Here is an 18,862-nt window from a genome sequence, read left to right as displayed (position 1 = left end):
GTGACGGTCCGTAGGCCGAGTGGGTGAACCCGGCGGACGGTCACGCGGTGCCCGTGTCATGAAATGGCAACACATCACGGGGTATTGAGGCCGGGGCGACCCACAATGCTTACGTCTTGTTTGCACTCACTGTCGAGCGGAGCCCCGCTCATTTGGTTAACCTGAACGGAGAGGGGCGACCCGACACAGAGGGAGTGCGCGGTGACACCGGAGAAGACGAATCGCGAACAGGGCCCCGACGAACGCCCGGAGCGGACCCGCCGCAGGCCCGGAGAACTCGGCAGCCTCGACGTATGGGCCCGCTCCGCCCCGATCCGCCTGGCCGGCTACGAGGACGACCTCGCCGAGCCGCACATCCTGCCCAGCGTGGACTGACGCACGGCACACCGTCGTGATCACCTCTGTGTGGGCGTGACACACTCGCGCCCATGCAGATCAGAGAAGCCGTGGCCGCCGACTGGCCGCGGATCTGGCCGTTCTGGCACCGGATCGTCGCCGCCGGGGAGACCTACACCTGGGACCCCGGCACCCCCGAGGAAGCGGCCCGGCGACTGTGGACCGACCCGCCCCGCCGGGTCTACGTCGCCGAGGACGCGGACGGCACCCTGACCGGCTCCGCCTACCTCACCCCGAACTACGGCGGCCCCGCCGAGGGCATCGCCAACGCCGCCTTCATGGTCGACCCCGACCACGGCGGACGCGGGGTCGGCCGCGCCCTCGCCGAACACGTCCTCGCCGAGGCACGGGCCCACGGCTACCGCGCGATGGTCTTCAACGCCGTCGTGGAGACCAACCCCGCCGTCCGCCTGTGGACCGGCCTCGGCTTCACCGTCCTCGGCACGGTCCCGGACGCCTTCGCCCACCCCCGGCACGGCCGGGTCGGCCTGCACATCATGTACCGGGCGCTCTGAGGCCCGACAGGCGCTACGGCTCCAGCGGCGCCGTACGCGGCCACGGCAGCCGCCGCTCCAACTCCTCGGCCACCGCCAGCAGTACGGGCTCGCTGCCCGGACGCCCCACCAGCTGCACCGCGCACGGCGCACCCGAGTCGGAGAGCCGGCCCAACGGCACCGACATCGCGGGCCAGCCGGTCAGGTTCCAGGCCGGGGTGAAGGGCGAACAGGCGCTGTTCACCGCGAGGTTGGCCGCCCAGCCGCGCTCGTGCCAGGCCTCGGCCTTCGGACCGCGCCGGGCCAGCGCCGGGGTCAGCAGCACATCGTGCTCGGCGAAGAACGGCTCAAGGCGCGCCCGCAGCCGCTCCCGCGCCTTCCCGGTGCGCACCGAGTCCAGGAAGCGACGGCCGACGGCCGCGTGCGTCCGGGTGCGCGGGGCGAGCAGCGCCTGGTCCAGTTCGGCCGCGTCCACCGCCGTACCCGCCGTCCACGTGCTCAGCGCGGTCACGCCGAGGTCCAGCGGATAGGGCGGCTCGGCCCGCTCGACCGTGTGACCCGCCTCCGCCAGCAGGTCCGCCGCCCGCCGCACCGCGGCCGAGTACGCCCCGTTCACGGGGAACCCGGCCATCGGACTGCGCAGCCCCACCGCGATCCGGCGCGGCGCGGGCTCGGCGGGACCGGTGAACTCCGTGTCCGCGAGCACCGACAGCATCAGCCGCAGATCCTCGGTCGTGGTCGCCAGGGGACCGTTCTCGGACATCCCGAACCAGTCGCCGTTGCCGATCCCGGCCGGCACCACCCCGTGCCCCGGCTTCAGCGTGACCAGACCGCAGTGGGCGGCCGGGATGCGCAGCGAGCCCATGCCGTCGTTGCCCACCGCGAGCGGCACCATGCCCGCCGCCACGGCCGCCGCGCTGCCCCCGGAGGAGCCGCCCGCCGTGCGCGTGAGGTCCCACGGGTTGCGGGCGATGCCGTACACGCTGTCGGAGGTGCCGAAGACGCACAGCTCCGGCACGTTCGTCAGCCCCACGACCACCGCGCCCGCCGCCCGCAGCCGGGCCACCGTGACATGGTCCTCGGCGGCCGGGGTGTCCGGCGTCGCCGCCGAGCCGTTGCGCACCGACTCACCGCGCACCGACAGGTTGTCCTTCACCGCCACCGGCACGCCCGCGAGCGGGAGGCGGTCCAGATCGCCCCGGGCCGCGACCTCGTCCGCCTCCGCGAGCGCCGCCTCGGCCCGTACCGCACGGAAGGCGCCCACCCGCCCGTCGAGCCGTTCGATCCGCGCCAGATGGTCGGCGACCACCTCGCGCGGGGTGGCGCGCTTCTCGCGCACGGCGGCGGCGATCTCGGCGGCGCTCCGGCCGGCCCAGTCGTTCACGGACGCTCCTCGTTGCTGTCTGGGCGCGCCCGACGCTGGACGCGCAGGGGCCAACTGTGCACGCTCGCGCGCTCCGCGTCGAGAGCCCGGCGTGGCATCCCGCCTGTGAGATGCGCCTGCTCAGCGGCTTGCCGTGAGCCGGGTCGGCGGCAGATAGTCCCGCACGTACGTCCGCGCCCAGCACGCGCCCGTCTCCCGCAGTTCCCGCCGGTCGGTGAATCGGTAGCGGAAGAGCCGGGCCCGGATGTGGCGCGGCGGGGCCTCCGGTGGGAAGGGGGAGCGGCGCAGCAGGCGCAGCGTGGCCCGGTCGCCCTCCAGGAGCCGTTCCACCAGCCCGCCGAACCACTCCCCGGCATAGCCCGGCGACAGCGCGGCGAACCACATCAGCCAGTCCAGGCGCAGATGGTACGGCGCGAACTGGCGGGGCCAGTGCCCGAGTTCACCCGGTTTTCCCCGGAACTCGTACGCCCGCCAGTCGGAGTCCTGCCGGGGCGGATCGTCGTAGGTGCCCTCGATCACCACCTCGTAGCGCACCCGGCCCACGCTGCCGAACGCGCCGTAGGTGTTGACCAGGTGCAGCGGGTCGTAGGAGCGGTTCATCACCTGGCGGCGGGAGACCATGTTCAGCACCGGGCGATGGCTGAGGAAGAGCAGTCCCGCGCCGACCGCGAGCACCAGGACCTCGTACCAGAGCGGCGCCGGCGGCACGGAGGGCGCGTCCGTGGGGAGGAGCAGCGCGGAGAACGCGAGCACGATGGTGATCCAGTTCAGCCAGGCGAAGTTGCCGGAGAGCACCAGCCAGAGCTGGGTCACGATCATCAGCGCGGCGGCGGCCGAGGCGATCGGCTGCGGGGTGAACAGCAGGAAGGGGACGACGAGTTGGGTGAAGTGGTTGGCAGCCACCTCCAGCCGGTGCAGGGGCTTCGGCAGCTGGTGGAAGAAGCGGCTCAGCGGGCCCGGCATCGGCTGGGTCTCATGGTGGTAGTAGAGGCACGTCAGGTCGCGCCAGCACCGGTCGCCGCGGATCTTGATCAGCCCGGCCCCGAACTCCACCCGGAACAGCACCCAGCGCAGCAGGAACAGCACGACGACCGGGGGCGCCACCTCGTCGTTGCCGAGGAAGGCCGAAAGGAAGCCGACCTCCAGGAGCAGCGACTCCCAGCCGAACGCGTACCAGGTCTGGCCGACGTTCACGATCGACAGGTACAGCGCCCACGGCACCAGCCACAGCAGCACCCCGGCCCACAGCGGCAGCAGCGAGTCCACCCCCGCGAGCAGCGCCGCCGACACCGCGCAGCCCGCCCACGCGCACCCGGCGAAGAGACGGTCCGAGTAGCGCAGGTGGAACAGGCTCGGTGCCCGGCGGAAACTCGTGCGCGCCAGATAGCGGGGGACCGGCGTCATCCCGCGCTCGCCGAGCAGCGCCCGGAACTGGAGGGCCGCCGTCAGGAACGCCACGAGATACAGCGCGGCCAGGCCCCGCTGGAACACCAGCCGGCTCAGCCAGTACCCGGGTGCGGTGAACCAGTCCACGACGCTCCTGCCTCCCGCGCGGCCGCTCCGGACGCGGCCGCTCGACGCCCGCCACTCCATGTACCGCGCGCCCCCGCCCCGCTAACCGGACGCCTGTGCAGCACTCGAAGAATCCGCCGATTGCTGGCAAGGTGGCTCCATGGCTGAACGGGGAGCGAGTGCCCTGTCACTCCCGGAGGACTCGCCCGCCCACCCGGACACGATCCTGGCGCTCAACGGCATGGGCACCTTCGACTGGGACCTGGACGCGGGTCTCTTCCACATGGACGCCCGCGCCCACGAGGTGTTCGACCTGCTCCCCGAGGAGTACGACGGCCGCCTGGCGTCCCTCTCCGCGCGGATGCCGCCGCCCGAGGCCGCCCACCTCGACGCCGTCGTCGCCCGCGCCATCAAGGACGGCAGCGAGCACTACGGCACCTACTTCCGCGTCCGCCGCCGCGACGGCAGCTACCGCTGGACCCACAGCCAGGGCGCCATCCGCCGCGACCCCACCGGGCGCCCGCACCGGGTCGTCGGCATCGTCCGCGACGCCACCCGGGAACTCGCCGAGAGCCCCGTGCACGGGCCGCGCACCCTGCGCGACGAGGCGTTCCGCCGCCAGTCCAACGTCGTCCAGGTCATCACCGCCGCCCTCGCCCACGCCCGCAGCGTCCACGACGTGATCGACGTCCTCAAGGACACCCACGGCATCCGCCACCTCGGCGTGGCCAGCGTGGTCATGGGCCTGGTCGAGGCCGGGCGCATCCGGCTGGTCGCCGAGGGCCTGGCGGGGAGCTTCGTACCCGGCACCCGGATCACCCGCGTCGACGAGCCGTACCCGATGAGCGAGGTCGTCCGCACCCTCGCGCCCCGCTTCATCGAGTCCCCGGAGGAGTTCGCCGACGGCTACCCCATCCTCTGGCCGCACCTCACCGGACTGCACATCACCTCCGCCGCCTACCTCCCGCTCATCGCCCAGGGCCGCCCCATCGGCGCCCTCGGCCTGCTCTACAGCGACCGGCGCGGCTTCTCCGCCGAGGAGCGGGCCGTCCTGGTCGCGCTCGGCAGCAGCATCGCGCAGAGCCTCCAGCGCGCCATGCTCTACGAGCAGGACAAGGACCTCGCCCAGAACCTCCAGCAGGCCATGCTGCCCCGCACCATTCCCAGCGTGCGCGGCGCCGAGGTGGCCGTGCGCTACCGCTCGGCGGCCCTCGGCCGCGACATCGGCGGCGACTGGTACGACCTGATCCCGCTGCCCGGCGGCCGGGTCGGCGCGGTCATCGGCGACGTCCAGGGCCACGACACCCACGCCGCCGCCGTCATGGGCCAGCTCAGGATCGTGCTGCGCGCCTACGCCGCCGAGGGGCACACCCCGGCCGCGGTGATGGCCCGCGCCTCCGTCTTCCTGCACGAACTCGACACCGACCGGTTCGCCACCTGCCTCTACGCCCAGGCCGACCTGTCCACCGGCGTCGTCCAGATGGTCCGCGCCGGCCACCTCGACCCGCTCCTGCGCTACTCCGACGGCACCTGCCGCCGCGTCTTCGTCGAGGGCGGGCTGCCGCTCGGCCTGTCCGCCGAGTTCGGCCGTCTGGAGTACCCGGTCACCACCCTGGAACTCGACCCCGGCCGCACCCTGGTCCTGTGCACGGACGGCCTGGTCGAACAGCCCGGGGCCGACCTGGACGACGGGATGCGCGCCCTCGCCTCCGCCGTCGCCGCCGGACCCCAGGACGTCCGCGAACTCGCCGGGCGGCTGATCGGCATGGCCGAGGAGCGCGGCGGCGAGGACGACGTGGCCCTGCTCCTGCTCCGGCGCCGCGTCCCGGACGCGCCCCTCGCCGGCGGCCGGCTGCGCCGCCATGTCGCCCCCGGCGACCCCGAGGCCCTCTCCCGCGCCCGCCACATGATCCGCACCGCCGTCCGCGCCTGGGGCGCCCGGGACCGGGCCGACGACATCGAACTGGTCACCGACGAGCTGGTCACCAACGTCCTCATGCACACGGAGGGCTCGGCGGCCGTCACCCTCCGGGTGCTCGAAGGGGCCGGGCGCAGACTGCGCGTCGAGGTGGAGGACTCCTCCAGCGCCCTGCCGCGCCGCCGGGACGCGGGCGCGGAGGGGGTCTCCGGGCGCGGGCTGCTCCTGGTGGAGCTGCTGGCCGATCAGTGGGGCGTGGAGGCGCGGGGCGGGGGCAAGGCGGTGTGGTGCGAGTTCGAGGTGGGCGAGGCGGACGGCGGGGACGGCTGACGCACGCCTGCCGCCGGACGCCGGTCCGGACGCGTCCGCCTGGCACTGTCGGTGCCGGATGGCACCCTGGACCTATGCCGGAACTGCCCGAGGTGGAAGCGCTCAGGGACTTCCTCGCCGAGCACCTGGCGGGGCGCCGGGTGGTGCGCGTCCTGCCGGTGGCCGTCAGCGTCCTCAAGACGTACGACCCGCCGCCCGCCGCCCTGGAGGGCGCGGAGATCACCGCCGTGCGCCGGTACGGGAAGTTCCTGGACCTGGAGACCGACGGCGGCCTCCACCTCATCACCCATCTGGCCCGCGCGGGCTGGCTCCAGTGGCGCGACCAGCTCCCGGACGGCCCGCCCCGCCCCGGCAAGGGACCGCTGGCCCTGCGCGTCGCCCTGGACACGGGCGAGGGCTTCGACCTGACCGAGGCGGGGACACAGAAGCGGCTCGCGGTGTACGTCGTGCGCGACCCGGCCGAGGTGCCCGGCATCGCCCGCCTGGGCCCCGATCCGCTGGCCGACGGCTTCGACCAGGAGCGCTTCTCCGCGCTGCTCAAGGGCGAGCGGCGGCAGCTCAAGGGCGCGCTGCGGGACCAGTCCCTGATCGCCGGCGTCGGCAACGCCTACAGCGACGAGATCCTGCACGCCGCGAAGATGTCCCCGTTCAAGCTCGCGGCCTCGCTGACGCCCGAGGAGACCGCCCGGCTGTACGAGGCGCTGCGCACCACCCTCACCGAGGCGGTGGAGCGGTCGCGGGGAGTCGCCGCCGGGCGGCTGAAGGCGGAGAAGAAGAGCGGGCTGCGCGTCCACGGCCGCACCGGCGAACCCTGCCCGGTGTGCGGGGACACGATTCGCGAGGTCTCCTTCAGCGACTCCTCGCTCCAGTACTGCCCGACGTGCCAGACAGGCGGGAAGCCGCTGGCGGACCGGCGGCTGTCGCGGCTGCTGAAGTGAACGGGCCCTCTCCGTAAGGGCGTTCAGTGGGCCGGGAGGGTCACCAGGCGCTGGCCGTCCGAGGTGCGCACGTCGTAGTGGTCGATGTCGCCGGGGCTCATCGACGAGCCGACGGTCGTGGACGTGGTACCGCTCTCGTGCGCCCCGACGTTCCAGCCGCCGACCGCCTGCTCCGACCCGTCACGGCCGACCACGAAGAGGCGGCACGAGTGCGGACCGGAGGCGTCGCGCACCTTCACGCTCAGCCCGCTGCCCCAGTCCGCGCCCTCGGCCGTGACCTGGGCCCATACGCCGGTACGGGGATCGGTGGCCGCCGTAACCCGCGCTTCCGGCGCGGCACTCGACCCCAGCTGCAGCGCCAGCGCCGAACCGGCGACCGCCAGCACGACGGAGGCGGCGAGCCCGTACAGGAACTGCCGGCGCCGCGCCCTGCGCCGTACGCCGATCTCCCCGAGCAGCCGCTCCAGCAGCCGGGGGCCGGGCTGGGCGAGCGGCGGCACGAACTGCGGTGTAGCCTGCCGGAACAGCATCAACTGCCGTGCCGTGGGCCCGAATTCGGTCGCCCGTGCCGTGCACTGGGGACACTCCACGAGATGGTCCTCGAAGCGGAAGGCATCCGCCTCGTCCAGCACGCCGAGCGCATAAGCGCCGACGTCGCGATGCCTTTCCAGGGACCTCATGCCGAAACCTCGTGCCGGTGGGTGCGGGTGGGGGGTTACTCGTTGCACCCATCCGTACGCAGAGCACGGCCGAATCACTCAAGCCACACGCAGAATCACGGCGAAGAGATTCGGAGCGGGCGGCGGTTTGGATTGGTGCGAATTCCGGTCCGTTTCGGAGGCGGGGAAAGGGCCTGGTCAGAGGGTGTGGGACGGGGCCGGCGGGGGCCGCTCGCGGGCGCGTGGTCCGCTGGAACGGCTGGTCACATTCAGGTCTCGGCGACGGCCGAAGCGCGTTGTGGGGCTGGGCAGTTGAGGAAACCGGCCCACGCCGTGGCCGCGCTCCACCGTCGCCACGTGCGGCGTGTACCCCTGGTACCGGTCCGCGCGTCCGCGTTCCCGTGCCGATTCGCGGTCGACCGGTACGCCTGGTGTGTGCCAGTGTCTTCGACAGCGCGGGGCGGTACGCCTTCGCGGCAGGACGGGGGGAGCGACAGATGTGCCGGACGAATGTGGCCGCCAAGGAGGCGGAGATCGCTCGGTTCCTCTCCCGGTTCCCGCGGGCGGCCGACGCCGGCCGTGGCCATCCCGCTCTCCAGGGGTGTGAGGACGTCCGCTGGTCCGGGTTCCCGGAGTGCCCGGCCGGGATTCCGGTGCTGCTCCACAGCCTCCTTGACCGGACCGCCGCGTCCGAGGCCGACCGCGTGCTCACCAACTGCCTTTACAACAGCATCAGCGAGATGAACGTTGCCGTGCCGGTGGTGCTGCCGTTCCTGATCCGCCTTGCCGGTGACCCGCAGGTGCCCGTGCGGTCCGAACTGCTGGGCCATCTGGTCACGTTCGTCGAGTTCTCCGAGCCGGTCGACACCGAAGTCGAAGCCATGGTGCTCTGGTTCGGCAGCGACAGCGATCACCCCGAACGGGCACAGTGCCGGGCCGTGTTCGCGGAACACGCGAGCGCGGTGGCGATCCTCGCCGAGGAACTGCCCAGCCCCGACGACCGGGCGAAACTTCTTCAGGCCGCCGGACTCGGGTGAGTCTCCCGCGCTCACGTGGGCGACCTACCCAGGCCACGATGCCGCCCCGCGCGTCAGGGGCGACCCCGACCACGAACTCGTGATCCGGACCGCCCGACCGTTTCGCAGCACGGCAACGCGACCCTGATTCCAGGCCCTCAGTCGCCCACGAACCACAAGTAGCTCCCCGGTGTCGCCGCGCACGCTTCGAGGAATTCCGTGAGGTCGAGCAGGGCGGCCTTCTCGCGTTCGTCGGTGCATTCGCGGGCCAGGGCGGCCGCCTCCTCGCGGGCGACTTGGGCTTCCTGTTCGTTGAACAGGGTGTCGCCGTAGGGGTCCACCCAGCCGAGCTTGCCCGGGCCGTAACGGTCGAGGGGGCTCAGGGCGCTTGCCAGGGCTTCGCCGTGGCGGTGCGAGGAGCGCAGCAAGGTGTCCCGGGACGCTCCCTTGCGCTGGGGGCGCCCCGAGTGCAGTTCCAGGTCGATTCCCATGGCCTCTGCTTTCGTCTCGAAGTACTCGAAGAACTCGAAGAATCGGAGTCGGCTCACATCGGGAAGGACAGGAGCCGCACCGCCCCGCCGGGCCACCCCGCCCCCGCCCGCAGCGGTGTCCACATCGTACGGAGAGGCATGAGGGCGGGTCCCCCGGGCTGTTCGACCGAGACGTCCACGGTCAGGGCGTGCCAGCCGAGGTGTTCGTAGAAGGGGACGAGCGGGGGACGGCAGAAGAGGAGGCCGTGGGCGGGGCCCAGGGTGCGGGCGTGATCGAGGGCGGCGGTGAGGACGCGGCGGGCGAGACCCTGGCCGCGTACGTCCGGGGCGACGGCCACCCCGCCGATGCCGATGGCCTGCGTCGTCAAGGAGCCGATGGACAAAGGGAGTTCGAGCAGGCCCGTGTGGGCGGCCAGACGGCCGTTCAGCCGGATGCCGAAGTGGATCTCCTTGGGGAGGAAGGTCAGACCGGTGTCGGCGACGCCGAACGGGTCGGGGCCGCCGCCGAGGATTTCCGCCTGGTCGGCCGGGGTGTAGTGCGGGAGGCGGACTGCCGTTCCGGCCGGGGGAGGGGACACGTGATCCATCCCCGCATGATCGTCCCGCCTGCCGCTCCTTGGCCAGCCGCAGGGCTCGGAAAACGGCCGGCCACCCCGCAGCCGGTCAGAACAGATGGATCGCCAGATGCCCCAGCGGCAGCCCCAGCCGCCACGCCGGTGTCCACACCTTCGGCCCGTCGTCCTCCCCGAAGGGCGCCGCGCGGCCCGGGACCGCGTCCAGGTCCGGGGCGAGCAGTTCCGTTTCTTCCAGCCAGCGCCAGGCCGAGGTGGCGAGGGCCAGGTCGGGGGAGGGGCCGGTGGACTCCGCCGTCAACGTGGTCAGGCGCTCCTGGACCCAGTCCTGCCAGAGGTGGTCGTAGGCCGTCAGCGAGAGCCAGTGCTCCAGGTGGGAGACCACACGGACGCAGGAGAGTTCGCCGTCGGTGTCGGAGAGGAAGACGGTGAGGGCGAGGGCGTCGCGGCCCGCGCGGAACTCGAAGGACGTCGGGGGCATCAGATCGCCGGTGCGCAGCAGCTCGTCGGCGATGTACTCGGCGTACAACCAGGCCATGGGAACGGTGAGTTCACCGCCGCCGGCATCGCCTGTGCTCTCGTGACCTCTGTGCTGCATCCCAGCCTGCCTTCCTCCGGTGCGTGCGTACGTGTCGCCCGAACCCGGCCCCCGCCCGGAACACGGATGAGGACAGCTCATGGCCCCGGCACCGGTCACGGCAAGGCGCTTTGCCGAGACTTGACCCGGCATCCGGTTTCAGCGCGGTTCGGTCGCGTATCCGGGCAGCACACGGCGCAGGGCGCGCAGCGCGTAGTAGGCACGGGACTTCACGGTACCGGCCGGTATGCCCAGGATCTCGGCGGCCTCCGCCACGCTCGCACCGCGGAAGTACACGAGTACCAGGACGTCACGGTGCTCGGGTGTGAGAGTCTTCACGGCCTGCCGTACGTCGAGCGCGGCGGCGGCCCGTTCGGCGTGGTCGGCCGTGACGCGCGCGGTCTCGGGGATCTCGTCCACGATCTCCGGCGGCCGGGCCCGGCGGGCGCGCCGGGCGTCGATCGCCAGCCGCCGCGCGACCGTCAGCAGCCAGGGCCGTACGGACTCGAACCCGGCGGCGTGCAGCGCCTCGGGATGCTGCCACGCGCGCACCAGCGTCTCCTGCACGAGATCCTCGGCACGCTGGCGGTCCCCGTCGCTGAGCCGGAGGAGCAGGGCGAACAGGGGGCGGCCGTGCTCGCGCTGGAGCGCGGCCAGTTCGTGCTCGGCGGTCGTCGTCCCGGGTGCGGTGAAGGTCACGGCCGTCATGGCCGTATGGCAGCGCAGCGCGGCGGTGGGGGACAGGGCGCGCGCGGGGTTGTGCGACGGGCGGTCGATTCCGTCGGTGAGCGGTCCGACGAGCGGTCGCCCCGCGCGCCCTCGTGGCCTGTCGCCCGGTCCCCGCTGGGCCGATCGGGCCTCCCGGCCCACCCGCCCGGGGAGTCCCCTTCGTCCTCGCCCACCCCCATGGCTTCATCTGTCAATACGACAATTCCGGCTACGTGACCACGCAGGGGTGAGTCGATGATCCGACGCAAGCACCAGGTGGCCCTGGCGCTCACCGCCGTCCTGGCGGCGGCGGCCGCCTGTCAGAACCAGGAGCGGGGCGCCCCGGACGCCGGGCGGCAGGCGCCGGTCGCCACCCGGGGCTTCACCCTCGTCGCCTCGGGCGGCATCGTGCCGCACGCCACCGTCGCGGACCGGGCGGGCTTCGACGCGAACGGCAATGGCAATGGCAACGGCAGCGGTGACGGCAGCGGCGACGACGGGACCAACGGCGACGGCGGCAGCCCCGGCAGCGGCTACGACTTCGGCCCCATGCTCGCCGCCGTGCAGCCCGCCGTCTCCGACGCCGACCTCGCGCTCTGCCGCCTCGACCCGGTACCCGGTGACGACACCGGCCCCGCCGCCGCGTCCCTCCCGCAGCTCGCCCGCGCGCTCGCCGCCACCGGGTACGACAGCTGCGCGACCGCCGCCGCCGACGCCCTCGTGGACCCCTCGGGCGTCCCGCGCACCCTCAACGCCCTGGACGGCGCCGGACTCCGGCACGCCGGCACCGCGCGGACCCAGGCCGAGGCGGGCACGACGCCGCTGCTCCAGGCGGGCCCGGCCAAGGTCGCGCATCTGTCGTACACCTACGACCCCGGGCAGCGGGCCGGCGACAGCCCCGAGTGGACCGTCGCCGCGCTCAACGAGCAGCGGGTGATCGCCGGTGCCCGCGCCGCGCGGAAGGCGGGCGCCGATGTGGTCGTGCTGTCCCTGGACTGGGGCGACGGCTGGCAGGACGCGCCCAACGACGCGGTGACCGCGCTCGCCGGCCGGCTGACCGCCTCCAAGACCGGCGGCCGCCCGGACATCGACCTGATCCTCGGCTCCGACGGCCACCTCCCGCAGGCGTACGGCAAGGTCAACGGCGTCTGGGTGGTCTACGGCACCGGCGACCAGATCGGCCCCGGCACGACCGGCGCCCAGGGCGTACGGGACTGGCGCGGCGGCGAGTCCACCACCGCCCGCTTCACCTTCGCCCCGCCCGCCAGGCCCGGCGGCCGCTGGGAGATCCGCCGGGCGGAGTTCCTGCCGCAGTTCTACGACCAGGACTCCGGCCGCCTCCTGGACGTCAACGCGGCCATCGCCCAGGGCGCCGACCTCACCGGGGTGCGCGACCGGATCAAAGACGCGGCCCTCGGCGGCGGGGGCGCCAAGACGGGGCTGACCATGGCGCCCTGACACGAACCCGCCAAGGCGCCCTGAGGCGTACTCAGACCCGCCGCCCTCACCCCTGCCGCTCCGGCGCCGGCCCGCCCGCCAGCGTCGAGCGGCGGTAGGAGTAGCCGAAGTAGATCACGCAGCCGATCAGGAACCAGATGGCGAACCGCACCCAGGTCTGCCACGCGAGGAACGTGATCAGCCAGATGGAGAAGACGACACCCAGCGCGGGCACGAACGGCATCCACGGGGTGCGGAAGGCGCGCGGCAGCTCCGGGCGCTTGTAGCGCAGCACGATCACCGCCACGCACACCACCACGAACGCCAGCAGGATGCCGATGTTGGTCAGCTCGGCGGCCTCGCCGATCGGCACGAACCCGGCGATGGCCGCGGAGCCGGCCCCGACGATCCAGGTCACCCGGGTCGGCACGTGCCGCGTCGGGTGCGTCTTGGCGAACCAGCGCGGGAGCAGCCCGTCGCGGGACATCGAGAACCACACCCGGGTCACGCCCAGCATGAACGTGAACATCACGGTGAGGATGCCGATGATCGCGCCCACCGCGATCACGTCCGCGAGCCCGCTCAGCCCGACCGACTCGAACGCCGAGGAGAACCCGCTCTCCGGGTCGATGTCCTTGTAGTTCTGCATGCCCGTCAGCACCAGGCAGGCCGCCACGTACAGCACCATGGAGATGATCAGCGAGTAGATGATCGCCCTCGGCATGTGCCGCTGCGCGTCCTTGGACTCCTCGGCGGCCGTGGACATCGCGTCGTAGCCGAACACCGCGAAGAAGACGGTCGCGGCACCGGTGAACGCGCCGGTGATGCCGAACGGGAAGAACGGGTGGTAGTTCGCGGTGCTGATGTGGAACACGCCCACCCCGATCACCAGCAGCACCACCAGCACCTTGAGCACGACGACGATCGTCTCGAAGCGGGCCGCGCTGCGGATGCCGAGCGTGAGCAGCCAGGCGATCAGCAGACAGAGCAGCGCGGCGAACAGGTCCACCCGGTGTCCGGCTCCGGTGCCGGGCGCGCCCAGCATCCACGCGGGCAGATCGGCGCCCAGCTGCTCCACCAGGAAGCTGAAGTAGCCGGAGATGCCGATGGCGACCACCGCCACGATCGCGGTGTACTCCAGGAGCAGGTCCCAGCCGATGAACCAGCCCGCGAACTCGCCGAGCACCGCGTACCCGTAGGTGTACGCCGAGCCCGCCTTCGGGATCAGCCCGGCGAACTCGGCGTACGACAGCGCCGCGCACGCGCTCGCGACACCGGCGATCAGGAAGGAGACCAGGACGGCGGGTCCGGCCTTGCCGTTGGCCACCGTTCCGGCCAGCGTGAAGATGCCGGCGCCGATGATGCCGCCCACGCCGATGGCGGTGAGCTGCCACAGGCCGAGCGAGCGTTCGAGGCCGCCGCTCTCGGCCGCCTCGGACTCGTCGATGTGCTCAATGGGTTTGCGACGGAGAATCCCCTCACCCGCACGGATCTTGGCCACACGCCTCACCTCTTCCCCGACGGCAAACGGCTGACGGCGGATCATGATGACTCAGCCCCGCCGGGGAGGGAAGACGCCACGCACGGGCCACCGGGCCGGGTGCGCGTGCGCAGCGGCCGCGGTGCCGCGTGGCCGTCCGCTACGGCACGACCGTCACCGGCCAGCGCCCCGCCTTGACCAGCCGTACCGCCACCGAGCCGACGATGCGGTGTCCCGCCTGCTCGGAGGCGCCCACCACCACCGCGTCCGCCTTCAGCTCGTCGGCGGCGCGCACCAGGCCGTTGTACGGGTCGCCGCGGAAGGTGTGGAACTCCCAGCGCACCTCGAATATCCCCTTCACGCGCTCGGCCGCCGCCCTGATCTGCGCGATGAGGTCCTCGGCGATCTCGTCGGTGGTCTCCGCCACCGGCGCCCCGAGCGCGGCCCCGGCCACGAGCACCGGCTGCACGTACACCACCGCGAGGAGCGCGCCCTGCCGCCGTGCCAGGCCGCCCGCGTACGCCGCGGCCCGCAGCGAGGACTCGGAGCCGTCCACCCCGGCCAGGATCACCCTGGGTCCGTCCGTACCCCGCTCGAACTGATGCGCGTTCTCCGCGTGCTGTTCCCTCACGCGGGCGAGGCTATCGAAACCGTCGCCGAGCACAAGCGGCACGTCCGCGCCATGTTCCGCTCGTCGTATTCGTCATACCGCTGGACGCGCCATCCGTCCGCCGAGCGGGTGGAATCGCCGGGCCTCGCGGTGTCGATGTGGGGGCCACGCGTCGGGCGGGGCGACTGATGGGGGATGCAGAAGCATCGGTTGTTCACACGGCGTCGGCTGCTGCTCGGCTCGGCCGCCGCGCTCGGGGCCGCCGGGACCGGGGGTCTCCTTCTGGCGGGCGGCGGCGAGAAGCCCGCCGTCACCGCCCCCCTCGCCGGACCGCAGGCGCGCCAGGCCCTCAAGCCCTCCGCCTTCCGGCTCCAGCCCCTCGCCGGCTACGGCACCCCGCGCACCGCGCCCGGCAGGCCCAAGGTCCGCCACCAGCCGTTCGTACGCATCTCCACCCAGGGCCGGCAGATGATGCTGACCTTCGACGACGGACCCCACCCGGACTACACCCCGCACATCCTGGACACCCTCGCCAAGTACGACGTGCGCGCCATGTTCTTCGTGTGCGGCGAGATGGCCGTCCAGTACAAGGAACTCCTCGCCCGCATGGCCGAGGCGGGGCATGCGGTCGGCAACCACACCTGGACCCATCCGCTCCTCACCCAGCTGCGCCGCGCGGACATCCGCGACGAGCTGGAGCGCACCTGCGACGTGATCCAGGACGCCTACGGCGACCGCCCGCAGTGGTTCCGCGCCCCCTACGGCGCCTGGAACCGCGCCACCTTCCAGCTGGAGGCCGAGCTGGGCATGGAGCCCATGGCCTGGACCCACGACACCACCGACTGGATGACCCCCGGCACCCGCACCGTGATCGACCGGGTGGAGAAGAACGCAGGACCCGGCGTCGTGATCCTCTCCCACGACGCCGGGGGCGACCGGACCCAGAGCGTCCAGGCGATCCGCGAGTACCTGCCCTATCTGCTGGACCACGGCTACCACCTCACCGTCCCGCCCCGCCGCACGGCCTGAGCGGACGCGCGCCGCCCGGCCGCCGCCGGTTCAGCCGACGGCGGCCAGGCGGGCGAAGACGACCACGTTGCCGTCGTAGCCGTTCTGCTTCGTGAAGCCGCCGCCGCAGGTGATCACCCGCAGCTCCGGCGTGCCCTTCGAGCCGTAGACCCGGTCGCCGGGGAACTTGTTCTTCTCGAAGACCTCGACGCCGTAGATCTCGAAGACCGCCGTACGGCCGTCCTCGCGGTCCACCTCGATCCGGTCGCCCTTCTTGAGCGCGCCGAGCCCGTAGAACACGGCGGGGCCCCGCTGGTTGTCGACATGGCCGACGATCACGGCGGTGCCCCTCTCGCCGGGGGAGACCGCGCCCGTGAACCAGCCCGCCAGATTGGTGTTCTCCGGCGGCGGCGCGCCCACCGAGCCGTCCGCGTCCAGGGCGACCGGGGTGACGGGGGCGTCGACGTGGATGGCGGGGACGCGCACCCGGTCCGGCGCGGAGAACGCCAGCGAGGCGGCCGCGGGGGCGGCGGAGTCCGGCGCGGCCGGGACGGCGCCGGAGGAGGGGGCGGTCGCGGGGGTGCCGGCGTCCAGGGCGGCCGCGGCGGCGGGCTGGGGCGGGCCCACGTCGAACTCGCCGGAGCCGTTGCGGATCAGGGCCAGACCGGTCAGCAGGACGAGCGCTATGACCCCCCAGGGGGCGCGCCTCCTCGGCCGCTCCTCCCACTCCGCAAGCTCGGAGGCAGACATTCGCCATCCCTTCGTCACGTGGTCGCGGCCACGTCCACAGCGCATGGGAAGAAATTAAGTCCCGTGCGCGGGGGGCGGCGACGGGGCGAGGCGCGAACGGGTGGCCCGTCAGTCCTTCGGTGCGCCATCCGAGTTGCGGTTCCCGGGAAATTTCTGACGGCACATGACCTGCGGCGATATCCGATTGTGTGCTTGTCGTACGGAGCCTGCGCTCACCAGGACGGAGCATTCTCGACATGCGGGCGTGTTCCGCGCCCCCGATGGTGCTGTCGGGAGGTCTTTTCTCGCCGATCTCCCCGGGAACCGGACCCGGGGTGCCTCCCGCGGAGGATTCAGATGCGCAACCAAGGTGCCTTGGCGGCGGTGTGCGCCGCCATCGCCGTGCTCGCGGTGACGGCGCCCGTGGCCGTCGCGGACGGCATGGGCAACGGGAACGGTGTGGCGGGGACGTCGGGAGTCGTCCCGGTTCCGGTCCCGGTGCCCGGCAACGGGAACTTCAACGGGAACGGCAATTTCAACGGGAACAACAACTTCAACAACAACGGGCACGGAAACGGGAACGGGAACGGCAACAACAACTTCAACGGCAACAACAACGGGCACGGGAACGGCAACGGGAACAACAACTTCAACGGGAACGGCAACGGGAACGGGAACTTCAACGGCAACAACAACGGCAACGGGAACGGCAACAACCGGGGCAACGACGATTTCGGCGGCCGTGACAACGACTTCGGCGGTGGCGGCGGTCACGGCGAGGGCGGCAACCGCGACATCGTCGTGAGCCCCAACGTGCTCCCGGCCGGCGGCCGCATCACGGTGACCGTGGAGGGCTGCCGGGGCGGCAGCATGTACTCCGAGGTCTTCCGTACGACCCAGCTCCGCCCGTTCCGCGACAACAGCGCGCGCGGTGTCGCCACCATCGACCGCGACGCCCGGCCCGGCCGGTACTCCATCACCGTCGACTGCGGCGGCCGCACCCGGACCAGCCCGAACGCCTTCACCGTGCTCGGCGGGGTCAACGGCGGTTTCGGCGGCAGCAGTTCGAGCGGTCCCGCCCCGGCCGACATGGCCATCGGCAGCGGGCTCGTCGCCTCGGCCTTCCTCGGCGGCGGGGTGTTCTGGCTGCGCCGCCGGGGCGAGAGGCGGGTCTGACGGCCCTGCGCCACCGCCCTGCCCACCCCGGATGCCGCCGCCGACCGTAGCGGGACGCGGCGGCATCTTCGTGTGTACGAGGGGTACTTGGCGCTATCCTCCGGCGCCCGGGAACAGGCTCAGGAAGGGTTCCGCCGTCGCCGAGATGCCCCGGCTGAAGGGGGCGTCGAAGTCCCAGATCAGGAAGAGCATGAAGGCGATGGTCGCGGAGAAGAGCCCGGCGAGGATCAACTCCCTCGCCGTGCGCCGGATCTGGAGCGCGAAGACCATGCCGACGGTGATCACCGCTCCGGCGAGCAGCCCCCACCACACCACGGGCGGCATGGTGTCCCCGGTGGAGTCGGCGCGCGCGTTGCGTGCCTGGTCGGCGGCGGCCAGCTGGTCCAGGACCGGCTGGTACGCCTGGGCCTCGAAGTCGTTCTTCGGCCGGTAGTCCGTGACGTCGTGCCGGACCTGGGCCAGCAACTGCCCGCCCTTGTCCGTCACTTCGCCCTTGTCGGTCATCGACCTCCACTCGGTGGTCACGACGTAGGAGACGTAGGTGTCGATGTCGCCCCGGATGCGGTCGCGCACGTCCGGCGGGTAGACGCGGACGCGCTCCGAGATCTCGTGCAGCGCCTGGGCCTCGCTCTGCACCTGGTCCTGCGCGGCGCTGCGGGCCTCCCACACGCCCGCGATCGCGAGGCCGAGGACGATGGCGTAGACGACACCGATCCACATCGTCATGTACTCGATGACGTCCGGGGTCTCGCTGGGGTCCTCGTCCTCAGGGGCGCGCTTGTGGCGTACGAGGGTGATGATCACGACCACCGCGCACGCGCCCAGCATCGCGAGGAGCAGGACAAGCCAATCGGACAAGTGGTTCCTCCAGGGTGAGGCACGGCCGCGTCAGCGCGGGCGCAGGGCGGCTACGGCGACGATCGGGGGGACGGTGATGAGCAGCACGTAGGTGACCGGCGAGGTGTGGGAGGCCGCCGGTCCCCGGGTGGGCTTGGGGTGGTAGGCCGGGTAACTCACCGGGGTCGCGGTGGGGCGCGGGGTGGGCTTCGGCTTCGGCTTCGGTGGCGGGGCGGGCCTGGGGGTCGGCTTCGGCGGGGGCGGCGGTGCCGGGGGCGGAGCGGGCGCGGGTGGCGGGGGTGGTGGTGCGGGCCGGGCGGGCGGCCTCGGCTCGGGGGCCGGTTTCGGCGGCGGGACCGGGCGAGGGGTGGGCGTGGGGGTCGGCTTCGGTTTCGGTGGCGGGGGAGGGGGCGGAGGCGGGGGTGGTGTCGGAGTGGGGGCGGGCGTGGGCGTCGGTGTCGGCGGGCAGGGCGGCGGGGGCTCCTGACACGGCGGGGGCCACGGGCCGTCCCCCACCGCCACGATCGCCACGGTGCCGTCCGGCCCCGTCGAGGCGTAGGCACAGACGTCCGCCGACGCGGTACCGGCCG

At 72.7% G+C, this 18,862-nt stretch carries 20 protein-coding genes; 8 read left to right on the top strand and 12 right to left on the bottom strand.

Going from position 1 to position 18,862, the window contains the following annotated elements:
* The first annotated feature begins 201 nt into the window (after positions 1–201).
* The gene (locus AB0898_RS11465; protein WP_018549338.1) at positions 202–375 is read left to right on the top strand and encodes a hypothetical protein; all 174 of its coding nucleotides are present in this window, start codon (positions 202–204) and stop codon (positions 373–375) included.
* 53 nt (positions 376–428) lie between these two features.
* A complete protein-coding gene (locus AB0898_RS11460) occupies positions 429–911 on the top strand; it encodes a GNAT family N-acetyltransferase (protein WP_366802654.1) in 483 nt (160 codons plus the stop codon).
* 13 nt (positions 912–924) lie between these two features.
* Here the strand turns inward: AB0898_RS11460 and AB0898_RS11455 are convergent, their stop codons facing one another.
* Both AB0898_RS11455 and AB0898_RS11450 read right to left on the bottom strand, forming a co-directional pair.
* The gene (locus AB0898_RS11455; RefSeq protein WP_366802653.1) at positions 925–2,274 is read right to left on the bottom strand and encodes an amidase family protein; all 1,350 of its coding nucleotides are present in this window, start codon (positions 2,272–2,274) and stop codon (positions 925–927) included.
* 120 nt (positions 2,275–2,394) lie between these two features.
* Positions 2,395–3,807 (bottom strand): lipase maturation factor family protein, encoded by a 1,413-nt coding sequence (locus tag AB0898_RS11450; protein ID WP_366802652.1) that lies wholly within the window; start codon positions 3,805–3,807, stop codon positions 2,395–2,397.
* A 139-nt stretch (positions 3,808–3,946) separates the two neighbouring features.
* On the opposite strand from AB0898_RS11450, the gene AB0898_RS11445 reads away from it, so the two are divergent.
* Positions 3,947–6,034, top strand: coding sequence for a SpoIIE family protein phosphatase (locus tag AB0898_RS11445; protein ID WP_366802651.1), 2,088 nt, complete (start codon positions 3,947–3,949; stop codon positions 6,032–6,034).
* 74 nt (positions 6,035–6,108) lie between these two features.
* The gene (locus tag AB0898_RS11440; RefSeq protein WP_366802650.1) at positions 6,109–6,972 is read left to right on the top strand and encodes a DNA-formamidopyrimidine glycosylase family protein; all 864 of its coding nucleotides are present in this window, start codon (positions 6,109–6,111) and stop codon (positions 6,970–6,972) included.
* Positions 6,973–6,995: 23 nt separating this feature from the next.
* Here the strand turns inward: AB0898_RS11440 and AB0898_RS11435 are convergent, their stop codons facing one another.
* Positions 6,996–7,652, bottom strand: a complete 657-nt coding sequence (locus AB0898_RS11435; RefSeq protein ID WP_366802649.1) for a zf-HC2 domain-containing protein — start codon at positions 7,650–7,652, stop codon at positions 6,996–6,998.
* A 476-nt stretch (positions 7,653–8,128) separates the two neighbouring features.
* On the opposite strand from AB0898_RS11435, the gene AB0898_RS11430 reads away from it, so the two are divergent.
* Positions 8,129–8,668, top strand: coding sequence for a hypothetical protein (locus AB0898_RS11430; protein ID WP_366802648.1), 540 nt, complete (start codon positions 8,129–8,131; stop codon positions 8,666–8,668).
* A gap of 137 nt (positions 8,669–8,805) precedes the next feature.
* Here AB0898_RS11430 and AB0898_RS11425 read toward each other — a convergent pair whose 3' ends face one another.
* The 4 genes from AB0898_RS11425 to AB0898_RS11410 form a co-directional block, all read right to left on the bottom strand.
* Entirely contained in the window at positions 8,806–9,138 is a 333-nt protein-coding gene (locus AB0898_RS11425; RefSeq protein ID WP_366802717.1) for a hypothetical protein, read from the bottom strand.
* A gap of 53 nt (positions 9,139–9,191) precedes the next feature.
* On the bottom strand, positions 9,192–9,725 hold the full coding sequence (locus tag AB0898_RS11420; protein WP_366802647.1) for a GNAT family N-acetyltransferase: 534 nt from the start codon (positions 9,723–9,725) through the stop codon (positions 9,192–9,194).
* 76 nt (positions 9,726–9,801) lie between these two features.
* The gene (locus tag AB0898_RS11415) at positions 9,802–10,308 is read right to left on the bottom strand and encodes a hypothetical protein (protein ID WP_366802646.1); all 507 of its coding nucleotides are present in this window, start codon (positions 10,306–10,308) and stop codon (positions 9,802–9,804) included.
* Positions 10,309–10,446: 138 nt separating this feature from the next.
* Positions 10,447–10,995 carry a sigma-70 family RNA polymerase sigma factor gene (locus tag AB0898_RS11410; protein ID WP_366802645.1) on the bottom strand — a complete coding sequence of 183 codons (549 nt, stop codon included), beginning with the start codon at positions 10,993–10,995 and terminating at the stop codon, positions 10,447–10,449.
* Between the two features lie 255 nt (positions 10,996–11,250).
* Between AB0898_RS11410 and AB0898_RS11405 the strand changes: the two genes are divergently transcribed.
* Positions 11,251–12,453 carry a CapA family protein gene (locus AB0898_RS11405; protein WP_366802644.1) on the top strand — a complete coding sequence of 401 codons (1,203 nt, stop codon included), beginning with the start codon at positions 11,251–11,253 and terminating at the stop codon, positions 12,451–12,453.
* A gap of 46 nt (positions 12,454–12,499) precedes the next feature.
* Here the strand turns inward: AB0898_RS11405 and AB0898_RS11400 are convergent, their stop codons facing one another.
* Together AB0898_RS11400 and AB0898_RS11395 are read right to left on the bottom strand one after the other, a co-directional pair.
* Positions 12,500–13,933 (bottom strand): amino acid permease, encoded by a 1,434-nt coding sequence (locus tag AB0898_RS11400; protein ID WP_366802643.1) that lies wholly within the window; start codon positions 13,931–13,933, stop codon positions 12,500–12,502.
* Positions 13,934–14,072: 139 nt separating this feature from the next.
* A complete protein-coding gene (locus AB0898_RS11395) occupies positions 14,073–14,543 on the bottom strand; it encodes a universal stress protein (RefSeq protein ID WP_366802642.1) in 471 nt (156 codons plus the stop codon).
* Positions 14,544–14,717: 174 nt separating this feature from the next.
* Here AB0898_RS11395 and AB0898_RS11390 point away from each other — a divergent pair, with 174 nt between their 5' ends.
* A complete protein-coding gene (locus tag AB0898_RS11390) occupies positions 14,718–15,551 on the top strand; it encodes a polysaccharide deacetylase family protein (protein WP_366802641.1) in 834 nt (277 codons plus the stop codon).
* 30 nt (positions 15,552–15,581) lie between these two features.
* On the opposite strand, the gene AB0898_RS11385 is transcribed toward AB0898_RS11390, so the two are convergent.
* Positions 15,582–16,280 (bottom strand): class F sortase, encoded by a 699-nt coding sequence (locus AB0898_RS11385; protein ID WP_366802640.1) that lies wholly within the window; start codon positions 16,278–16,280, stop codon positions 15,582–15,584.
* Positions 16,281–16,616: 336 nt separating this feature from the next.
* Between AB0898_RS11385 and AB0898_RS11380 the strand changes: the two genes are divergently transcribed.
* Positions 16,617–17,435 (top strand): hypothetical protein, encoded by an 819-nt coding sequence (locus AB0898_RS11380; protein WP_366802639.1) that lies wholly within the window; start codon positions 16,617–16,619, stop codon positions 17,433–17,435.
* A 93-nt stretch (positions 17,436–17,528) separates the two neighbouring features.
* Here AB0898_RS11380 and AB0898_RS11375 read toward each other — a convergent pair whose 3' ends face one another.
* Together AB0898_RS11375 and AB0898_RS11370 are read right to left on the bottom strand one after the other, a co-directional pair.
* On the bottom strand, positions 17,529–18,293 hold the full coding sequence (locus AB0898_RS11375) for a hypothetical protein (RefSeq protein ID WP_366802638.1): 765 nt from the start codon (positions 18,291–18,293) through the stop codon (positions 17,529–17,531).
* A 30-nt stretch (positions 18,294–18,323) separates the two neighbouring features.
* Entirely contained in the window at positions 18,324–18,452 is a 129-nt protein-coding gene (locus tag AB0898_RS11370) for a hypothetical protein (RefSeq protein ID WP_366802637.1), read from the bottom strand.
* Positions 18,453–18,862: the final 410 nt, after the last annotated feature.

This window comes from Streptomyces sp. NPDC005435, assembly GCF_040703155.1.
Taxonomy (GTDB): domain Bacteria; phylum Actinomycetota; class Actinomycetes; order Streptomycetales; family Streptomycetaceae; genus Streptomyces.
The sequence above is the reverse complement of the archived record's forward strand: the minus strand, read 5'-3'. Positions and strand labels throughout refer to the sequence as shown.